The sequence below is a fragment of the Candidatus Chloroploca sp. Khr17 genome (assembly GCF_004138165.1).
In the GTDB taxonomy this organism is placed as follows: domain Bacteria; phylum Chloroflexota; class Chloroflexia; order Chloroflexales; family Chloroflexaceae; genus Chloroploca.
The window spans coordinates 45,313-61,506 of record NZ_RYFF01000009.1 but is presented as its reverse complement, the minus strand read 5'-3'; the positions used below and the strand labels follow the sequence as shown (position 1 = coordinate 61,506).

Genomic DNA, 16,194 nt, shown 5'->3' with positions numbered 1-16,194 from the left:
CAGGTTGGTCAGGCTTGTCCGGGTGATGTTGTTGCTGGTGGTCAGGGCAAAGCTGCTCGCCCCGGGCAGGGTGCTTGCGAAGGCAAAGGTGGCATCCCCACCGATGGTGCGCTGTTCGACGATGACCGTGTCATTCTTGCGATTCGCAAACACACAGGTGATGCTCTCGCCGGCGCCCAGGGTCAAACTGCTGGCCTGCTGACCATTGGAACAGACCGGGTCGGTCTCCTGGGCCGTCCAGCCGACTGGTACCGTTTCGGTGAGCGCGTAGGTGCCAGGGGCGAGGTTGGTGAAGCTGCGCTGCGCGGTGCCGTTGCTGGTCGTCAGGCTGAAGCTGGATGGAGTAAGGCCCGTACTGGTAAAGGTGAAGCTGCCCTCGCCGCCGACCGTGCGTTTGATCACGGTGATCGCGTCGAGTTGGGTGTTGGCAAAGGTGCAGGTCACCTGCTCGCCCGGGCTGAGGCTGATCGCCGTGGCGGGGCTGCCGTTGCTACAGGTGACGCCGTCTTGACGCCAGCCAGCCAGCGGTGCCTCGCTCAGGTCGTAGGTGCCGGGCGCGAGGTCGGCGAAGCTGCGTTGCGCGGCACTCCCACTGGTTGCCAAAGTGAACGTGTCCGGGGTCAGGGTGGTGCTGTTGAAGGTGAAGGTGGCATCGCTGCCGGTTGCTTGCTTGACAACGGTCAGACTGGCCCGTTTGGTATTGACGAAGGTACAGGTCGTCTGTTCGCCCGGATCAAGCGTGATCGCATCGGGACGGCTGCCATCCGAGCACGTGGCGCTCGTCAGGTCCCAGCCGCTCGGCACCGTTTCGCTGATGGCGTAGGTGCCCGCGCTCAGGTCACGGAAGCTCCGCTTGGCCAAACCGTTGGCTGTCTTCAGGCTAAAGCTGCCCAGATCGCCCGTGAAGGTGAAGCTCGCATCGCCCCCGATGGTGCGCTGAATAACGGTGATGCTGCTCAGGCGCGTATTGATGAAGGTGCAGGTCACGTTTTCGCCGGGGGCCAGGCTGACGCTGCTCGGGCTGCTGCCATCCGAGCAGGTCGCGCCGCTCTGCACCCAGCCGGTCGGGATGGTCGGACTGATGGCGTAGGTACCTGGTTGCAGGGCGGGGAAGGATCGGCTGGCCGCGCCGCCCGTCGTGCTCAGGCTGAAGGCCCCGAGCTGCGGGCTCGCGAAGGCAAAGCTGCCGTCGCCGCCCACCGTGCGCTGCTCGACCACCAGGGTGTCCTGCTTGAGGTTGACGAAGACACAGGTGATACTCTCGCCCGCACCCAGGGTCAGGCTACTCGCGCGCTGACCGTTGGAGCAGACCGGGTCGGCCACGCTGGCCGTCCAGCCACTGGGCACGGTCTCGGTGATGCGGTAGCTGCCCGGCGCCAGGTTGGTGAAGCTCTGCTGCTGGGTGCCGTTGCTGGTGTTCAGCTGGAACGCGCCAAACTGCGGGCTGGCGAAGGCGAAACGACCGTCGCCGCCCACCGCCCGCTTGATGACGACGATGGTGTCCAACTGTGTGTTTTCGAAGTAGCAGCCAACCGACTCACCCGGCTCCACATTGATGGTCGCCGTGCGCGTCGCCCGGTCCACCGTCGAAGGCGTGGCGCTGCCGCCGTCGTTGCACGTCAGGTCGCTCAGTTGCCAGCCCGCCGGCACGTTGATCTCCGACACGATGTACTGACCAGGCACCACATCCAGGAAGGGATGAGCCACCGTGGTTGAGCTGGAAAGCGCCGTTTGCGGGGTCGATGGTCTGGGTGAACTCGAAACTCGGACTGATGGTCGCCGGTATCGTCGTCTTCCCGATAAAGATCGTCCCCAATTTGGTGTTGCTGAAGGTGCAGGTGACGTCGTCGCCCGGGGCCAGGGTGATGTTGCCACCACGCGTGGGCAAGTCAATCAGATAGCTCGACGTGCCGAGCGTCGACTGGCAGTCGATGTCGGTCAACGCCCAGCCGGCCAGCGCACCCTCCGTCACGCCGTAGACGCCGGGCACGACGTCGGTGAACGTCTTCGACGGCTGGAGCGGGTTCTGCAAGCTGAAGAGCGTGTTCGAGAACGGCGGGCTGCCGACGATTTCAAAGTCGAACTGTGTGTCGTCGGCCGGGTCGGCGTCCTTCACGATGGTGATCGTGCCGGCTTTGTCATTGGTGAACAGGCAGAAGGCCGCCTGCCCGCTGCTCATGGTCAGGTCAACGCTGCCGGTGGCCAGGTTGCCGGGGGCAGGCGTCTCGTCTGTCGGACCCGGACCGAAGATGGTGCAGTCAATCTCAGCGAGGTTATAGGCTGGGCTGGGATTCGTCTCGGTGAGGGTGTAGGTACCTGACACCACGTCGAGCGCCTGTATGCCGCCGTCGTCCAGCGAGAAGGTGGTGGAGGCGTCCCCGCCCACGGTGAAGTTGAAGCCCGTACCGCCGGCCGGTCTGGTCGCTTTCTGGACGAAGATGATATCGTCCTCGCTGTTGGTGAAGGTGCAGGTGACCGTCTCGCCCAGTTCCACTTCGATGGTGGCGGTGCGTGTGCTGGTGCTGCCGCTGGAGGGCCGGGCGCTGTTGCCGTCGTCGCAGCGCAGGTCCACGAGCCGCCAACCTGCCTCGATTTCTTCGGTGACCGTGTACGTGCCTGGCGCGACGTTGAGGAAGGTCTCGCTCTGCCCGCCCGCCAGGGTGAAGGTAGTGGTCGCCGTGATGTTGTGGGAGAAGTCGAAGTCGCCCTGGTTGGCCGGGGCCGTCTGCTTGGCGATGATGATGGTGCCGATGAGCTGGCTCTCGTAGGCGCCGATGTCATCGGCCAGACCGAAGGGGCGCGGTGCACTGCGCTGGTCGGTGGTTAGGGCGCTGCTGCCGGCGTCGAGGGCTGGGCTGCCATCCAGCAGGGCGTGGGTCTCGGTGTCGCCGCCGTTGTCGGCCAGCGGGCCAAGTTTCGGGTCGCCTGTGATGGTATTGGTGAACTCGCCAAAGTCGCAGGACTCCACCTCAAAGAGGTTGTAACTGCTGTTGTTCAGCGCCAGCGAGGTGTATCTCCCCAACAACGAGACCGGGATAGCCCCAACGATGCTATCGTCCACAATGTTGATGGTGGGCGTGTTGCAATCCGTAGCGCTTTCACAGACGGCTATCATCAGACGACCACCGATTGTATTGCTTGCCTCTGCATAGCTGATCACCGGCACATCGCCGCCGGTCAGCGCCAGTGAATTGTATTCTCCTGTAGTTGTGGTGGTGCCATCGCCAGCCACCACCCGGGTGGTGACGCTGTTACAGGTGGCATCCTGGCAAAAGGCCACTTTTAGCCTGCTCGCTTGAGAACCGCCCAAATTGATGTACTCATCATAACTGACCACCGGAAAGCCGCTGCTGTTTATGGCCAGCGAGCTGAATTCCCCCAATTTAACAGTACCGGAGGAGGCGGTATCCAGAGTTTTGATGGTGGGGCTGCTGCAATCGGTGGCGCTGTTGCAGAAAGCCACATTCATGGTCACGGCCCCGGGGTAACTGATCACCGGCACGTCGCCAGTGGTCAAGGCCACCGAGGTTGTCCTCGTCCCCTCCATTACACCGATGGTCTGAATGGTGGGGTTGCTACAGGCCGGGTCGTTACAAAAGGCCACTTTCAGATCGCCCAGGTTGCCGGCGGTCTTATCCCAATAGCTGATCACCGCCAGGCCATTGCTTTTCAGCGCGACCGCGCTGGCGGCACCGGCATCGCCCAGCGCGTTGGTGCCGGTATCTACTGTGGTAGTAAAGGTAGCGGCCAGGACTAGCCCGGGCAGCAGCAAGGCCAACATGGCCGCGGCCATGAACGGCGCGACCAGTCTGCCGATGCGCCGTAGACTCTGCTTCAGGTTGATCGATTGGGTGTGATACATTTTCTTCCCTCTCCTGATGGGCCAAAAAATAGACAACAGTTCAACGAAGAGCGTTTTACAGGATGACCAGCCAGCCGCAGAAGAAGATCAAGGCGATGGCAGTGCGTTTTGTGGTCAAAATTCACCTCACTCGCCCTACTCCGCATCCTTGCTCGAGCTCCCATCGGGGAGAACGAACCCCACCACCGGCGCCTCGGCCAAACAACTCGTGTCCAGCGTCGCCGTCGGATCCAGCACGAACTGTGTCATCACCTGGCCGGCGCAGAGATTGGCGCCTGCTATCTGGACGTGGGTGCGGCCGGGGAAGACGACCAGGGTGGCATCCGGCAAGGCGTCGGCTACCTCCTGGCTGCGGAAGGTCGGTGTCGCGACGTCCAGATCGCCGCTCAACAACAGCGTGGGAACGTCTGTTGTTACGGGAATGTCGGTCGAATCCGGCAGTTCCTTCACATTGATCAGCGAGCAGAACTGGACGTATTGGTCGGCGACCGTCTGGCCGAAGAGGGAGGCGTAACGACCGGTTCCGTCCAGTTTCAGCTCGTCGGCCGATTTTACAGGATCGTCCGAACAGACCATGGCCATGTGCATGAGCAAAGCAATCTCGCCCTTCATGGCAGTGCGACTGGCCACGATGGTGCCTCCCTTCTGGGCGCCCAGGAACGCGGCAACCGCCTCCGCGCCGCCATCAACCAGTGCACTCAGGTATGACGGCAGGCCCGCAATCCCGGCGAGACTGCCCTGGTTGCCGTAGATGAAGTTCACCATGTCGTCCAGCGTGACCTCGCCCTCGATTGTCAGCGACGGATCGTTGGGATCGGTGTAGGTGTAGGGCAAAGGTCCGTTGTCGAATAGCGCCAGCGCAGCGTCTACCAGAGCCGGGATGTCATAGTTCTCGATACGCTTCGCGTCCGCCTCGCACATCTTTGTCAGGTTGTCGATGCCCCACTGCGCATCCAGCGCCCGATCTTCGATCCAACTCTTGCGCGCCAGCGTCGCGGCACCGTCCAGCACCACAGCTTCCAGGATATCGGGAAAGTCGCGCATGACGTGCTGGCCAAGCTGGGAGCCGTAGGAAGCGCCGTAGTAGATGATCTGGTCGTAGCCCAACGCCTCACGGACGGCATTCACGTCGGCGGCGTTCTCCACACTGTTGAAGTTGTCGAAGTTCAGTCCCTGTTCCTTGAATCGGTCGATGCAATCCTGAATGATTCCGGTTTCGTAGTCGACAGCATCGTCGCCGGTCAGTCCCTTCTCGTAGGCGGTCCACAGGGCAGAGTTAGCCTCTGGACAATTCAGGAAGGGATCGGTGTGCTCGGTGCCGCGCTGCTCGACGACCACGATGTCGCGCTCGGCCAGAATGCCGCCCAGCAGATCGGGCTGGAACAGGCTGAAGTATTCAGGGCTGGCCTCCGTCTGGCCAGGGCCGCCCGCCAGCATGAACAGAGGCGAGTTGGCGGTTCCCTGCCCGGAGTTGAGGCGCGTGATGCCCAGTTTCACCTCGCGGTCGCTGCCGCCGTTGCGCGATTCCGGCACCACCACGTAACCGCAGTCCAGGTTGAGATCGACCGGAAGACCCTCCGGGGGGTCGGCGAAGCATTTATCCAGCGGCTCGAAGCGCGGCAGGGCAGCTTGCCCGGCCTGCCCGGCCTGCCCGGTTGCTGCGGCCCCCGTTACGACGCCGGCGATTTGGGGCACGATGGTGCGAACGACATTGCTTGAGGCAGCGTTGCTCCACATCACGATGGTCACGTCCTTGTCGGGGACGTAACCGCCGTCACTCTCGAAGCCCAGGGTCTGGCCGCCGTGGCCCAGCACGCCGTTGTTGTCCAGCATGCCGTGCGCATAGATGGTGCCCGCCCCCAGTGCATCCACGCCGGCCGGAGCGTGCTGCTCCATCAGTTCAAGGGTCCCCGGCTGCGTGAAGAGCTGGCCGGCGAACAGGGCCTTGAGGAAGACGGCGAACTCTTCGGGTGTAGACACCACGGCGCCAGCCGACCAGCCCTGGCTGGCGTTCCATTCACTCGTGGTGTAGGCAAAGGGTGTGGTGTAGTAGGCCTGGGGCAGCGCACCCGCCTCTGGCTGGCCCGTCTGCAGGTAGGTCTGCTGCAAGGCCCAGCGGCTCGAAGACGCGCGCCTGCAGATTCTCCTCGTACGACCGGCCAGTGGCCTTTTCGATGATGAGGCCGAGCAGGATATAGCCGGTGTTGCTGTATTTCCATCGTCCTTCCGCGCCCGGCTCGAAGTCGCTAAGGCCCGAGTCGGCGACCACCTGCACCAATTCTTCCGGGGTGAAGGTGCGGGTGAGCATGGCCTTGTCCTTGGTGCCATTCTCAATCGTTGCGCCGTCCTCGGTCGGCAGGTCGAAGTAGTCGTGCAGACCGCTGGTGTGGGTCAGCAGCATGTCGATGGTGATCTGGTCGCCGTTGGGTAACGCGGCGGCCAGCTCAGGGAGCCACTTGCTCAGCAGATCACTGGTGGCAAGCACCCCTTCTTCCTGGAGTTGGAAGATCATGGCGGAAGTCATCATCTTCGTGTTGCTGCCGATCTGGTAGGGGGAATCGGTCGGCAGTGGCTCGCAGGTGGTCACGTCGGCAACCCCGGTGGACTTGAAGTAACGTCCCTCGGGCGTGATGATCAGCATGGAGGCGCCAGGCCCGGGGTGTGCCCCCTCCTGCACGAGACTTACCAATCCCTGGTCGAGCATGGCGCTGATCTCAGGGGCCAGCGTGTCCTCGACTGTGTTGATCGCAAGCGCCTGTTCGCCGCACAGATCGACGACCGTGGTGATCACGGCTTCAAACATCATCGTGCTACCTTCGGTTTTTGAAGGAGCGAACAGTTGGCCTTCGAGCGGAAGCACGCTTGCGGTGTCGCCCAGCAGTTGCAGGAACTGCTCACTGCGGGAATCGCCCGCACAGGCGGCCAGTGTTGCTGGCTCGATCGCGATGGAGACGTTCGCGCCATCCAGGGTGTAGGTGCCGGAGGCGTCGTTGCAGTCAGCCTTGATGTCGAGCGTGCCGTCTTCGTTGAAGGTCACCGTGTAGCTGGCGGGGTCTTCGACAGTGACTTGTTCGTCTGCGCTGCCGAACGAAGTCCACTTCCACGGGTTGGCCTTGATCCCGGCCACCATGGCCGCCAACTGGGCCGCTTCGGCTGCTGCTACAGCATCGGCATCCGGGACGTCAGCCGTCTCGCCGGCCGGGCCAAGCCGGATGACGCCCGCGTCATCTATCAGGTTGATGTACAACTGGTTGTCAACCATGAAATAATTGGCGGCGCTGCTCAAGAGCTGCACAAAGTATCTGCTGTGCCGGTGCTCCCCGGTACCCTGCGCCTGCGTGTCAGCCTTCAGATTACGCTGCTGCTGCGCACGCAGCGCTACGATGAGGCCTGGCACCTGGCGAGCGGCCTTGGCGTCGATCTAGAGAGCGACCCGGCCAGCAAGTCCCACAGCTTGCTCATACCATTTCTACAGGCCTATATCGCACGTGGCCTCAATCTGGCCGCCATAAGCCCGCTGCTCAAGCGGGGGCTCCAGTGGTACAGCCAGACTGGAGACTGCTTTAATGAGCTATGGTTGCTGACTTTTCGCGCCTGGCAGCAACTTAGGCTCGGCCGACGGCGCGATGCGCTCGTCGCGCTGGATCAGGCGCTCCAGTTGGCAAACGCGACCGGCTATACCCAGGTTGTCCGCGAGATCCCTGAACTCTTGCCGCTCGTCGACCAGGGCGTCGCTCAGTTGCTGCGCGTGCATGATAGCATCGGTTCCGACAGCACCGCGCCAACTGCGGCTTGGCTAACGCACCAAGAGCAGGCCGTGCTGCGCCTGCTCGCCGAGGACTACCGCTACGAGCAGATCGCCCACGTGTTGACGATCAGCGTCAACACGGTGCGAACCCACATCCGCAACTCCTATGCGAAACTGGGCGTGAACCGGCGGGCGGGGGCGATCGCCCGCGCCCGCAAACTGGGGTTGCTGTAGAGGCAGGGCGGATGCGTTGCAACCGCCCTTGGTTGTAAAACGATGCTCACTCCTCATCGCCCTTGCGCTCAACCAGGCCGCTGGCCCAGGCATGGGCAATGGCCTCGGAACGGCTGTCGACATTCAGCTTGCTCAGGATGGTCCTGATGTGGCCCTTGACGGTGGCCGGGCTAATGAAAAGTTGCTCGGCGATCTGGCCGTTCGAATGCCCGCGGGCCATCAGCTGCAGCACGCCCCGCTCGCGCTCGGTTAACTCTATCTGTGGCTGGCTAACACGCTGGATCTGCTCGACCAGCACCTGCATCGCCTCGGGCGCCAGAGTCGCCTTGCCCTGGAAGGCGCGCCGGATGGCCTCGGCCAGTTCGAGCGCTGAGACATTTTTGAGCACATAGCTGATCGCTCAGGCCTGCAGGGCGCGCTTGATCAGGTCGTGGTCGTCGAAGCTGCTCAGGGCGATGATCTTCACTGTTGGCAGGTGGCTGCGCAGGGCGGCCGCCACTTTGGGTCCATCCTGGTCGGGCAGGCGCATATCGAGCAGTACCACATCGGGAGCCTGGGCCACACAGAGATTGACTCCATCAACGCCGCTCTCGGCCTCGCCGAGCAGCGTGATGTCGGGGAAGGTTTTGAGCATAAAGGAGAGGCCCATGCGGGTCATGGCGTGATCGTCGATGATCACGACCCGGATCTTGCGCTCATCGCTCAAGGCTCCCTCCTTTCCAGAAAAGCACGACGCTGGTGCCTTCGTTGGGCGCATTGACGATGCTGAGTCGCACAGCTGCAAACCCCCAGGCAAGTTGCTTGAGAGTATAATCGGTCGTGTACGATCCAGGTAGCACTCACAGGGGAGCCTACCCCCACCCACAGGTGTGGACAAACTGCGCCCGTGGGCGGATGAGGGCGTAGGCTTACGCTACACCGGCACTGCCACACCAGATCAGCGTCACTTGGGTGCCCACGCCAGTCTGGCTGAGCAACTCAAGCTCGGCACCAATCGCCGTCGCACGCTCGCGCATGATCTCAAGCCCGAAACGGCCGACGCCGACCTGATCGATTGCGAAGCCACGCCCATTATCGCGCACCTGGATGTCGATCGTCCCCGACCAAGATACTTCGCTGTCGCCCACCAAAGGCGTGACCTCCATCCGCACATGGGCCGTACGGGCATAGGCGTGCTTGATCACATTGCTCAGACTCTCCTGGACGATCCGGTATAGTGCGATCTGCACCTCGGGCGGCAGCACCGGCGCCGGGTCGAGCTCGGTCTTGATCGTGATGCCGCGTCGTCCGCCGAATGCCTGGGCCAGATGGTTAATCGCCTGGTGCAGCGGGGCTGCGGCCAGCGCCGCCGGTCGCAACTCAATCAGCAGGGCGCGCATCTCGGCTAGGGCGCTGCGGGTGAGTTGGTGCAACTGGCGCAACCCTTCGTTCGCATCGTCGGGGCTAAGCTGCATCATCTCGGGCAGCCGCTCGGCAATCAGGCTCGCTGAGAAGAGGCTCTGGTTGACCGAGTCGTGCAGGTCGCGGGCTAGGCGGCTGCGCTCCTCGTCGATCGCGTCGCGGCGCCGCTGCTGCGCCCGGCGCACGTTCTGGATCGCCGTCGCCGCATGCACGCTCAGTAGCTCCAGGATGGTCAGATCCTCATCGCTGTAGACCCCCGGCAGGTAGCACTGACTAAAGAGGATGCCGTAGACCCCATCACTGGTGCGCAATGAGGCGGCGACCGCAGAGCGCGTGTCTTGCTCGTCGCCATAGACATGGAACTTCACCTCGGGGTGCTGCTGGTAGAATTGCCTAAAATCATCCACGCGCAGGGTCGAACCGTGCTGGCGCATATAGCCGACGAAGCTCTGCTCCAGCCCAAAGCGGTAGGTTCCCTGCTCCAGGCCGGCCAGGTCGTATGCGTACACCGTCTCGGCCACGGCGCTGCCCGCCTCGACCAAGGTAATCACAAAGGCCTCAACCGGCATCAGGTGGGCGACGGCGCAATGAATGGCACCGTAGAGCGCCTGCGGGTCGAGGCCAGATTCATTGATCATGCGGCTGGCAGCGTTCAGCCGCTCCAGGCGCTCGCGGCTCTGCACAGCCCGCACGTAGAGCTGGGCTCCAACAGCAGCGCCAGCGATCGCACCAGCGACGGTCTGGGCCAGCGAGATGATCTCACCGGACAGATGGGCGTCAGCCTGAGCGACACAGATCAGCAACAGTCCGATCGGCATATCCTGCGCCGCCAGCGCCACGGCGAGCACCACATAGCCCGGAGGGGTCGGCCCTTCAACCCAGGTCACGCCGTTGTCGGCACCCAAGCTGGCCTCGATCCTGGCGAGCATCGTCGGCGACAGAAGATCGTCGACGTCCATGGCAGCGGCGCGCGCAACCATCTTCAGATCACGAGCGGGCAGGTCGCGCAGTGCCACCAACACCTCGCTGGCGTTGAACATGGCGCAGATCAGCCTGCAGACAACCGACAGGGTCGTGGACGTGTTGGTCATGCCGCCGAGATGCTGGGCGATCTGGTTGAACAGCACCAGCTGATCGATGCGCCGACGCAGATTCTGGTTGGCCTGGCGCAGCGACTCCTGGAGCTGCTGATAGTCGGTAATATCGGTGGCCAGGCCGCTCCAAAGCCGACGTCCATCGGACGTAACCCGCGGCGAGGAGTGCCAGCGCATCCAACGGATGCTGCCATCTGTGGTGGTATAGCGATGCTCAAACTTGTAGGGGGTGTTGTTTTTCTGGGCATATTGCTTGGCCGCCTCGTAAGCAGAGACATCATCCGGATGCATTCTGGTAGGCAAGAGGTCGAAATCATGCAGCGCCAGATCAACGCTGATTCCGCTACGCTGCTCCAAGCTGCGGCTCAGGTAGGTTCGTCGCGAGGTGCCGTCAGGCTGCTCCTCAATCTGGTAAAGAAACGCATCGGGCAGACTATCGCTGAGCCCCTCGAGCATCGCCTCGCGTGCGCGCAGCGCAGCCACTTCGCGGTTGCGCTGGAGGAACATGCCAATCATCGCGGCGGCGGCGCGCATCAACTGAACTTCAGAGTCTCTCCACGATTGGGGCTCGCGGTGGCTGAGCCCGAGGTGGCCCCACCACTGCCCGCTGAACATGATCGGGAACATGTGCAGGGTGCCGATGCCAAGCTCATCGAGGTCAGCGCACATCAGCGGCGCGTCGGCGAAGCGCTGCGCGATTGAGCCGCCAATCGGCTCGCCAGCCGCCATCGCCATGCGGTCGGCGTCGGTCATCTTGGACCATATGAGGGTGCGCTCGAGCCCATAGATCTCGGTCAGCGAGCGCTCGCTCGGCGCCCAGACTTCGACCAGCAACCGCGCAGCTGGGCCAACCGTGGGCAGGGTGATGTTCTCATACAGAACCGCCCGCAGCGCCCCGGCACTCTCGCGCAGCGTGACGAGCACCTCCGCCAGAACCTCGCGCTCCTCAACCGCACCGACCGGATCGGCGGCCAGGCGCTGGGCACACACCGCCAGCGCGACCGACAGCCGCCCGTGTGGATCAGAGGCAAGGCCAGGTTCAGGTGTCATGCGCGGCGGCTGAGGATGAAGCGTCATAAAGTTGATTGGTCTGTCAACGAAGTTTTCCGGTGTTTCACGAACCTGTTGTCCCCCTCCCCAGTCCTCCTCCACTGGGGCAGGAAGCCGGACACCTCCCCAGCGGGGGCGAGGTTGGGAAGGGGGCGGAAAGTCGGAAAACGTATTTCACAGCCTTAGGTTATTTCAGTATACCATTGTAGGGGCACCCGCCAGGGGTGCCCCTACCGTCCGGGGGCCGAATCCGGTGTAGGGGCACCCGCCAGGGGTGCGCCTACCGTCCGGGGGCCAAATCCGGTGTAGGGGCACCCGCCAGGGGTGCGCCTACCGTCCGGGGGCCAAATCCGGTGTAGGGGCACCCGCCAGGGGTGCATCCTACCGGCCCGGGGGCCGAATCCGGTGTAGGGGCACCCCTTGCGGGTGCCCCTACCGGCCCAGGGGCCGAATCCGGTGTACGGGCACCCCTTGCGGGTGCCCTGGCGGGGTGCCTACACGGAAGATGCAATAAACCGGATCGAAGCAGTGCTGATTGTGGGCCAGGGCGGTCAGGGCAACAGTCGTAGCTGTCAGAGCGACGATCGTCCGCGGAAGACTAGGCGCACGATCGCGACCACGATCACCGCGCCGACAACCGCTGTAACCAGGCTGGTTAGGTTGAAACCACCGCTCAGATCGACGCCCAGGAACACCGTGCTTAACCAACCGCCGACCGCCGAGCCGACGATGCCCAGCAGCAGGTCGATGTACCAGGGGTAACTGCTCTTCATCAGAAAGCCGGTTATCGCGCCGACAATCAGGCCCATGATGATCCAAACGATAAAGCTCATGCTGCCTTCCCTTCTGCTAGTGCGTGCGACTCAACGACTCGGCCAGTTGCTTGAGCTTGTGCAGGGTGTTTTTCACCCGCAGGCTATCTGCGGGGTTGCCACCGACCACAAAGTCGCCCAACATGCCGCCGGGCGGATCAAAGCTGTAGGTATAGCGTACCCGCGCATCATTCCCACCGATGCCCAGGAAGCCGCCCGACTTATCGACATCAAAAGTGTGGGTGCGCTCATCGTCGCCGATGCGGGTGGCGAGCTTGAGCACAAAGCGTCCCGCATCCAACTCGATCACGGCACCACTGCCACGCTCGTCGCCATGCCGCCAAGCAAACGCGGCCCCCGGCGCCAGCGACCCGATCCCGTCCACTTCCTCCATCTGCTCGATCCAAAGCGGCCACTTCGCCGGGTCGCAGACCAACTCCCAGACCTGCGGCCCCGGCGCGTCGATATCGACGTGCTGATTGAAGCTCACCGCCATATGCCCTGCTCCTTTCTCATCTGCCTGTGTGGGGTAGGGCGTAACCGCCCTTGCAGATCCGCTTGCTAGCACGGATACAAAAACGAAGTGCAACGCACGCTCCACTACCTGCTTAGTGTAGTTGAGCGACGGGCCAAGGTGTAGCGTCCAGGGGAGCAACGGCTCTTACCCACAGGTGGGCATGGCCTCCGCCTACAGGCGGGGGTGATGCGCGCCAAGTCGTCGGCTGTGAGCTTGAGTGTCTATCATGTTGCTCTACCTGAATTGCTAGCCACCGTCAAAGCTCTCGGGTATGATGATGATGAAAGACTTCTCATTTTTTGGCAAAGGTCTAGCGAAAGCTGTGCAAATATGGTACAAATAGGTGTGCACAATGCACACCTATTGCACAGCTTAAAGGACTGACCGATGCAATTGGCGAAGAAGATAGCGTTGGTAACCGGAGGCGGGCGCGGGCTTGGCCGGTCGATGGCGATGGCCCTGGCGCACGAAGGTGCGACCGTTGTCGTAGCTGCACGCAGCGCCGACGAAATCGCCGAGACCGCCTGGTTGATCGAAGAGCAGGGCGGAGAGGCGTTCGCCCTCCCCGTTGATGTGCGCGACTCTGCACAGGTTGCAGGCCTCGTTGCACAGGTTTACGAGCAACTCGGGACCATCAAGATCCTGATCAATAGCGCAGGCGTTGGTCTGCGGGCACCCATCACCGAAACGAGTGAGGCACAGTGGGATCTTGTGGTCGATACCCTGCTCAAAGGGACTTTTCTCGTCTCCAGCGCAGTGCTCCCGCAGATGATCGCAGCTGGCGGCGGCAATATTATCAATGTCGGGGCGCCCCTCGAACGCATCGTGACCCCTGGTTTTGCGGCTTATTACGCGGCAAAATGTGGCGTAGATGGCCTCACGCGCATTATGGCGAAAGATCTCCGTCGTCACGGGGTAAATGTCAATACCCTGCACCCCGGCGGTTTTGTTGATACCCAGATGGTACGCGCAACCGTGCCTGAAGTCCGTACTGGTCTGCTGTCACCCGATGAAATTGGCCGGGTTGCGGTGGCCCTGGCAAGCCTGCCTCCCCGGAGCCAGACGGGGCAGACAGTGGACGCACATACCTGGCAAACCGAAAAAGATTAAAATTGGGGCAAACAAAGGCTTGACAAATCCTGTGCAAAGTATAGAATAGATGTATACCAATTGTTGAAACCCCGATATCGGCCACATCAACCAACCAGGGGGTGACAACAAACGCGAACGCACCAGATAGCAACAGGATGTATAAGCTCCGCCCATTGACTCAGGAGAAGATGCTGTGGGTACCTTCCAAAAAATGAATGAGCGTACAGAAGTTCTTGAGCAGAACTTTTCCGAAGATGTGCAGGAAGATGGCGGGGCATGGGGAACCGAGCCGGAAGAGCTCGAACTCGAAGAGGTTGAACTCGAAGAAGCCGAGAGTAGTGATAACGAGCCCGTCGAAGACTCAATTCAGCTTTATCTGCATGAGATCGGGCAGGTTGCCCTGCTGACTGCAATCGAAGAGCGTGAGCTTGCCATGCAGATTACCCGGGGCAAAGAAGCCCGGATGCGCATTAATAATGAAGATTATCGCAACGGACGTGAACGTTTTCAACTTGAGCAGGACGTTGCGCGTGGCGAAGATGCCCGCCGTAAGCTGATCCAGGCTAATTTGCGCCTTGTGGTCAGTGTGGCGAAAAAATATATTGGGAGTCCGATGGCCTTTATGGATCTTGTCCAGGAGGGCAACATCGGGTTGATGCGGGCCGTAGAAAAGTTTGATTATACCAAAGGTAACCGTTTCAGCACCTACGCAACCTGGTGGATCCGTCAGGCCGTCACCCGCTCGATCGCCGAGCAGAGCAGGCTCATTCGCCTGCCTGTCCACCTGAGCGAGTCGATTGTCCATCTGCGGCGGGCGATCTACCGGCTCGAACAGCAACTCGAGCGCGAACCGACCGCCGACGAACTGGCTCATGCCCTGGGGATGAGCCTGCGCAAGGTCAAGCGACTACTCCAGGCTTCCACCCAACCAGTCTCGCTCGAGCAACCGTTGAATAACGAGAGTGAAGGCCGGGTCAGTGAAGTGCTGGCTGACGAAAGCCTTGAGACACCAATGGAGATTGCGGCGCAAAATATGCTGCACGCAGAACTCAATGCAGCGCTGAACGACCTTCCCGAACGCGAGCGCAAGATCCTCCAGTTGCGGTATGGCCTGCTTGATGGGCAGCGACGCACGCTGGAAGAGGTCGGGGTTGCCTTTGGCATCACCCGCGAACGCACGCGTCAGATCGAAGCCGAAGCAATGCGCCGCCTGCGCCACCCCAGCGTTGGCATGCGGCTCCACGGCTATCTGGATTAGGCTTTGACGCAAAGGCGCAGAGGGTTTGATGGATGTGCATCCACACCCTTTGCGCCTTTGTGGCAATACGGTTGGGCACCTGGGTGCAGCAACATCAGAAATTTTTAGTCTGTAACAAAAGTTTCCCGGTCGCACCGCCGACCACGAATACTGATCACGAATATACGAATAGGGACTGTTCCACGCACGTATTCGTTTATACGAATAGGGACTGTTCCACGCACGTATTCGTTTATACGAATAGGGACTGTTCCACGCACGTATTCGTTTATTCGTGGCCCCCATTCGTGGTCGGCCAACGACCCCCGAAAACTTACGTGACACACTATTGAGGCATGGGCGAGTTGCTGCTGCGCCCCTACTTTTGTGCTTTGCAGGTTGCACAGAGGCCAAAAAGCTCGACAATATGCCCTTGCACCTGGAACCCCTGAGCTTCTAACATGCTGGTCAAGCTGTCGATCATCGCGCAGCCTTCAAACATCAAGAGAGCGCCACAGCGGGTACAGACCGCATGGTGGTGATGGCCCGGCAAGGTGCGCGCATAGGTATAATCGCCCCGCTCGGTCTGAACGCGCGCCAACCAGCCCTGGTCGCGTAGCCATTCGACCGCACGATAGGCGGTCGCCCGACCAACGCTGGCCGGTTGGGGACTCAGCGCTGCCGTCAAGGCCTCGGCGCTAAACGGCGTATGCTGCGCGGCAATCCAGCGCACAATGGCCTGACGCGGCGCCGTCAGACGTTGCCCATCAACCTGCAACGCGGCCAGCACCTGCTGTTGCCACTCGTGCTCACTCAACTCAATGACGGCACCATCTTCATGGCAAGGATCACTCATCGTGGTACGCTTATCGCATGCCTGGCCTACGAGCGGCGACGTGGACGACAGCAACTGCACGCGGGGCCGTGCATTGCCCGTGCGACCTGCTCAGGCGAGGCATAGCGGATAGGGGCTGGCGTTTGGCGGGCAGGGGAAGCAATGTTTGCGACCTGACGCAGACACAGCCCATGACAGATAGGACACTCAACAGGATCGTCGGCGCGCCACGCGGCGCGTAATTCTTCGAGTTCGATGTCACATTCGGGGCAGAGGTAGATATACAGTGGCATATGTTTGTTGGGGCCGATC

General features: G+C 61.7%; 13 protein-coding genes and 1 pseudogene. 3 read left to right on the top strand and 11 right to left on the bottom strand.

Going from position 1 to position 16,194, the window contains the following annotated elements; all coding sequences use genetic code 11:
• From EKD05_RS26655 to EKD05_RS07690, 4 genes and pseudogenes are all read right to left on the bottom strand, one after another.
• Positions 1 to 1,683 (bottom strand): collagen binding domain-containing protein (locus EKD05_RS26655; protein ID WP_370374885.1); only part of this gene is annotated, 1,683 nt, incomplete at its 3' end.
• 793 nt (positions 1,684 to 2,476) lie between these two features.
• Positions 2,477 to 3,115, bottom strand: a pseudogene (locus EKD05_RS27150) (choice-of-anchor Q domain-containing protein); the annotation flags it as partial.
• Between the two features lie 882 nt (positions 3,116 to 3,997).
• Entirely contained in the window at positions 3,998 to 5,971 is a 1,974-nt protein-coding gene (locus EKD05_RS07695; RefSeq protein ID WP_129671858.1) for an alpha/beta fold hydrolase, read from the bottom strand.
• Complete coding sequence (locus tag EKD05_RS07690) at positions 5,880 to 7,157, bottom strand: serine hydrolase (protein WP_165360637.1); 1,278 nt, start codon at positions 7,155 to 7,157, stop codon at positions 5,880 to 5,882. The genes EKD05_RS07695 and EKD05_RS07690 overlap by 92 nt, the downstream gene beginning before the upstream one ends.
• A gap of 12 nt (positions 7,158 to 7,169) precedes the next feature.
• Here EKD05_RS07690 and EKD05_RS07685 point away from each other — a divergent pair, with 12 nt between their 5' ends.
• Complete coding sequence (locus EKD05_RS07685) at positions 7,170 to 7,844, top strand: LuxR C-terminal-related transcriptional regulator (RefSeq protein WP_165360636.1); 675 nt, start codon at positions 7,170 to 7,172, stop codon at positions 7,842 to 7,844.
• A 46-nt stretch (positions 7,845 to 7,890) separates the two neighbouring features.
• Here EKD05_RS07685 and EKD05_RS07680 read toward each other — a convergent pair whose 3' ends face one another.
• The 5 genes from EKD05_RS07680 to EKD05_RS07660 all read right to left on the bottom strand — a co-directional run bounded on the left by EKD05_RS07680 (position 7,891) and on the right by EKD05_RS07660 (position 12,697).
• Positions 7,891 to 8,232, bottom strand: a complete 342-nt coding sequence (locus tag EKD05_RS07680) for a response regulator transcription factor (RefSeq protein ID WP_129671855.1) — start codon at positions 8,230 to 8,232, stop codon at positions 7,891 to 7,893.
• A 12-nt stretch (positions 8,233 to 8,244) separates the two neighbouring features.
• A complete protein-coding gene (locus EKD05_RS07675; protein ID WP_165360635.1) occupies positions 8,245 to 8,550 on the bottom strand; it encodes a response regulator transcription factor in 306 nt (101 codons plus the stop codon).
• A 202-nt stretch (positions 8,551 to 8,752) separates the two neighbouring features.
• On the bottom strand, positions 8,753 to 11,389 hold the full coding sequence (locus EKD05_RS07670) for a histidine kinase (protein ID WP_165360634.1): 2,637 nt from the start codon (positions 11,387 to 11,389) through the stop codon (positions 8,753 to 8,755).
• A gap of 572 nt (positions 11,390 to 11,961) precedes the next feature.
• Positions 11,962 to 12,222 (bottom strand): GlsB/YeaQ/YmgE family stress response membrane protein, encoded by a 261-nt coding sequence (locus EKD05_RS07665; RefSeq protein ID WP_129671852.1) that lies wholly within the window; start codon positions 12,220 to 12,222, stop codon positions 11,962 to 11,964.
• Positions 12,223 to 12,238: 16 nt separating this feature from the next.
• Positions 12,239 to 12,697, bottom strand: a complete 459-nt coding sequence (locus EKD05_RS07660) for an SRPBCC family protein (protein ID WP_129671851.1) — start codon at positions 12,695 to 12,697, stop codon at positions 12,239 to 12,241.
• Between the two features lie 408 nt (positions 12,698 to 13,105).
• Between EKD05_RS07660 and EKD05_RS07655 the strand changes: the two genes are divergently transcribed.
• A complete protein-coding gene (locus tag EKD05_RS07655) occupies positions 13,106 to 13,828 on the top strand; it encodes an SDR family NAD(P)-dependent oxidoreductase (RefSeq protein ID WP_129671850.1) in 723 nt (240 codons plus the stop codon).
• 175 nt (positions 13,829 to 14,003) lie between these two features.
• A complete protein-coding gene (locus EKD05_RS07650; protein WP_240695680.1) occupies positions 14,004 to 15,068 on the top strand; it encodes a sigma-70 family RNA polymerase sigma factor in 1,065 nt (354 codons plus the stop codon).
• Between the two features lie 358 nt (positions 15,069 to 15,426).
• On the opposite strand, the gene EKD05_RS07645 is transcribed toward EKD05_RS07650, so the two are convergent.
• Both EKD05_RS07645 and EKD05_RS07640 read right to left on the bottom strand, forming a co-directional pair.
• Positions 15,427 to 15,903 carry a Fur family transcriptional regulator gene (locus EKD05_RS07645; protein ID WP_129671849.1) on the bottom strand — a complete coding sequence of 159 codons (477 nt, stop codon included), beginning with the start codon at positions 15,901 to 15,903 and terminating at the stop codon, positions 15,427 to 15,429.
• A gap of 26 nt (positions 15,904 to 15,929) precedes the next feature.
• Positions 15,930 to 16,175: an FmdB family zinc ribbon protein gene (locus EKD05_RS07640; protein ID WP_129671848.1), complete on the bottom strand. Its 246-nt coding sequence runs from the start codon at positions 16,173 to 16,175 to the stop codon at positions 15,930 to 15,932.
• Between the last annotated feature and the right edge of the window lie 19 nt (positions 16,176 to 16,194).